General features: G+C 58.8%; 1 protein-coding gene. It reads left to right on the forward strand.

Going from position 1 to position 779, the window contains the following annotated elements; translation table 11 throughout:
* Positions 1-156: 156 nt before the first annotated feature.
* On the forward strand, positions 157-779 hold a 623-nt coding region (locus F7P65_RS22235; protein ID WP_205452229.1), incomplete at its 3' end, for a hypothetical protein.

The following is a 779-nucleotide window of genomic DNA, read 5'->3' on the forward strand; positions in this document are numbered from 1 at the left end:
CGCCAAATGTTCTGACGACGGACAGGCCGCGACCACATCTGGGCCTATTACGTGCGTAACCTTGCACGGCCTATGTGGCTGGCCCGAGAGGGCAACAAGGTTGATCTGCTGATCGGCAATCCACCCTGGCTCGCATATCGATTTATGACACCATCCATGCAAGCCACATTTCGCCAGATGAGCTTAGCGAGAGGTATGTGGGCGGGTGCGGAGCTATCGAGCCACCAAGACTTAGCTGGTCTGTTCGTCGTCCGCAGTTCCGAACTGTACCTGCGGCAAGGGGGGCGTTTCGCGATGGTTCTTCCTAACGCCGCCATTGATCGTGCTCATTATGAAGGCTTTCGCTCGGGCGCCTACGGAGACGGGGCCGGTGGCCTACAGCTTGGTTTCGATCGGTCTTGGGATCTCCGTCGTATCAGGCCCCACTTCTTCCCGCGTGCAGCTTGCGTTGTCTTTGGCGAGCGCGCCGATGCAGGACAGTCGATGCCCACGGATATTGTAATTTGGTCCGGGCAACTTCCCCAGCGCGGCCTTTCTTGGCCCGGCGCGAGCGAACACCTTGCGCGCACTGGAGGATTTGCGCGCCGCCTAACTGGCACGGACCGCTCTCCCTATCATTCCCTTTTTACCCAAGGTGCGGTAATCCTCCCGCGCTTAGCTTTTATTGTCGAGCGACAACAAGCTTCTGCCCTCGGCCTGCCCGCCGGACATGCAGCAGTTCTTTCCCATCGATCAAGCAATGAGAAAAAGCCCTGTGAGGTGGCCTCGCCTTCTTGGAC

The sequence above is a fragment of the Sphingobium estronivorans genome, assembly GCF_008692605.1.
Lineage (GTDB): Bacteria > Pseudomonadota > Alphaproteobacteria > Sphingomonadales > Sphingomonadaceae > Sphingobium > Sphingobium estronivorans.